Genomic DNA, 606 nt, shown 5'->3' on the forward strand with positions numbered 1-606 from the left:
AACGCAAGCTGCTGACGCAGGAGAAATGGGACGAGATGTTCTCGTTCGAGCGGTTGATCAATCCGGATTTGATTGGCTAGGCACAAGTCTCTCCCACCGTCATTCCGGGGCGACGCGCAGCGTCGAGCCCGGAATCCATCGGGCGTCAGCGCGAATTGCGAAATGGATTCCGGGCTCGCGCTGCGCGCGCCCCGGAATGACGACTACGATCGTCACGTCAGCACCCCCACGATCGCGCCCATCAAACACGTCGTCAGCGTGCCTGAGACGAGCGACTTCAGCCCGAGCGCGTTGATCTCGTCGCGCCGCGTCGGCGCCATGATGCCGAGGCCGCCGATCAGGATGCCTAGGCTCGCGAAGTTGGCGAAGCCGCACATCGCATAGAGCATGATCAGCCGCGAACGCGGATCGAGCGCATCGGGGCCGAGCTTCGACAGGTCGACATAGGCGATCAGCTCGTTGAGCACGGTCTTGGTACCCATCAGGCTCCCCGCCGTGATCGCCTGCGGCCAGGGCAGGCCCATCAGCCAGCACACCGGCGCCATGACGTAGCCGAGCAGACGCTGCAACGAGATCTTCGCGCCACCGATCTCCGGCAGCAGGCCG

General features: G+C 64.4%; 1 protein-coding gene. It reads right to left on the bottom strand.

All coding sequences use genetic code 11. The features are described from left to right. Positions 1 to 212 precede the first annotated feature (212 nt). Positions 213 to 606, bottom strand: a 394-nt coding sequence (locus ACNOHI_RS25160) for a nucleoside transporter C-terminal domain-containing protein (RefSeq protein ID WP_420477461.1), incomplete at its 5' end; no start/stop codon positions are given.

The organism is Noviherbaspirillum sp. ST9, from assembly GCF_048799745.1.
Taxonomy (GTDB): Bacteria; Pseudomonadota; Gammaproteobacteria; order Burkholderiales; family Burkholderiaceae_D; genus Noviherbaspirillum.